Genomic DNA, 1,915 nt, shown 5'->3' with positions numbered 1-1,915 from the left:
GGCGCGCCCGCCCCCGCGCCGCCCGGGGGCCCCCCCGCGCCCCCCGGGGGGGGGGGGGCGCCCCCCCCCCCCCCGCGCCGCGCGCCCCCCCCCCCCCCCTCCTCTCCCGTTCTTCCTCCCCCCACTGGCAACCACCGTCTCCTAGAACCCTTGGGACCTCCGTGATCACTCGTAGAGCACTGATCGGTGCGGGATCCGCCGCCGTCGGCCTGGCCGTCCTGCCCACCAGCCCCGTCCTCGCGGGCTCCGGCACCACACCCTGGAGCACCCTCGCGGGCAAGCTCCAGGGACGTCTGGTGCTGCCCACCGACTCCGCTTACGCCGTGGCCAAGCAACTGGAGCTCGGCCAGTTCGACGCCGTCAACCCGCGGGCCGTCGCGTACTGCGTCAGTTCCGCCGACGTCTCCGCCGCCCTGCGCTTCGCCCAGACCTACGGCCTGCCGTCCGCCGTCCGCAGCGGCGGCCACAGCTTCGCCGGCTACTCGACGACACCCGGCCTGATCATCGACGTCTCGCGGCTGAACGCGATCACCGTGGGCGACGGCACGGTCGACATCGGCCCCGGCGCCAAGAACGTCGAGATACTCAACGCCCTCGCCCCGCACGGCCTGGTGGTCAGCGAGGGCGGCTGCCCGACCGTGTCGGCCGGCGGCTTCCTCCAGGGCGGCGGCTTCGGCTTCCTGACCCGCCCGCTGGGCATGGCCTGCGACGCGGTCACCTCCGCCGAGGTGGTCCTCGCCGACGGCCGGGTGGTCACCGCGTCGCCGACCAGCCACTCCGACCTGTTCTGGGCGATCCGCGGCGGCGGTGGCGGCAACTTCGGCGTCGTCACCCGCTTCACGGTCACCCCGCACGAGGGCGACCAGATGGCGATCAGCAACCTGATCTTCCCGTACGACCGTGCCGCCGACGTGCTGCACGGAGTCGGTCAGTGGCTGGCCGACGCGCCCCGCACCATCGGCGGCGGCGCCTACCTCGTCCAGGCCGACGCGGCGCCCGGCACCGTACCGGCGCTCAACGTCTTCCTCGCCTCCCGCGGCACCCCGGCCGAACTGGCCTCGGAGTCCGCGCGGCTGCTGGCGCTCACCGGCGCGGTGACGGCCCGCCAGGACGCGGTCATGACGTACCAGCAGGTCATGATGATGATCTTCGGCTGCGGCACGCTCACCGAGGACCAGTGCCAGCGCGCCGGGAAGTCCCCGAACGGCGTGCTGACCCGGCCCGCCTTCGGCCTGGAGCGGACCCGGCTGGGCCGCGCACCGTACGCGCAGAGCGACTGGGCGGACGTACTGACGGCCTTCGACGCCGACCGCCGGGCCGGCCAGGCCCGCTACCTCGACCTCCACTTCTTCGGCGGGGCGGCCAACGACCCCGCCCGCACCGACACCGCGTACGTCCACCGTGACTCGCTCTTCTCCGTCAACTACCGGGTGCTCATCAACGACCCGGCGCAGGTGACCGCGGAGGCCAGGAGCGTCGCCACGGGGTGGGTCGACAACGGCTTCGCCACCATCGACCCGCTGTCGAACGGCGAGACGTACCAGAACTGGATGGACGCGGAGCTGACGGACTGGCGGCAGTCGTACTACGCCGAGAACTACGCCCGGCTCTCGGTCGTGAAGGCCAAGTACGACCCGCACCGGTACTTCAGGTTCGCCCAGGGCGTCGGTGCCTGAGGCGACCGGCGTTCCGACACCTCTGTGACCCCGGTGATCCCCGTGACCCTGGTGATCTCCGTGGCCCTGGTGATCCCCGTGAGTCCGGTGATTCATGTGAGTCCGGTGATTCATGTGGCACCGCGGACCGAGAGGGGGGGGGGGGCGCCCGCGCGGGCCCGCCCCGGCCCCCCCCCCCCCCCGCCCCCCCGCGCGCGCCCCCCCGCGCGCGCGCCCCCGCCCCCCCCCCCCGCCCCGCG

General features: G+C 74.1%; 1 protein-coding gene. It reads left to right on the top strand.

Annotated features, from left to right (window positions below):
- Window positions 1–161 precede the first annotated feature (161 nt).
- Window positions 162–1,676 (top strand): FAD-binding oxidoreductase, encoded by a 1,515-nt coding sequence (locus ACFV2J_RS30330; RefSeq protein ID WP_385089084.1) that lies wholly within the window; start codon window positions 162–164, stop codon window positions 1,674–1,676.
- Window positions 1,677–1,915 lie beyond the last annotated feature (239 nt).

The sequence above is a fragment of the Streptomyces sp. NPDC059668 genome, assembly GCF_042734135.1.
GTDB lineage: Bacteria > Actinomycetota > Actinomycetes > Streptomycetales > Streptomycetaceae > Streptomyces.
Note: the sequence above shows the minus strand (reverse complement) of the source record. Positions and strands in the feature narration are given on the sequence as shown.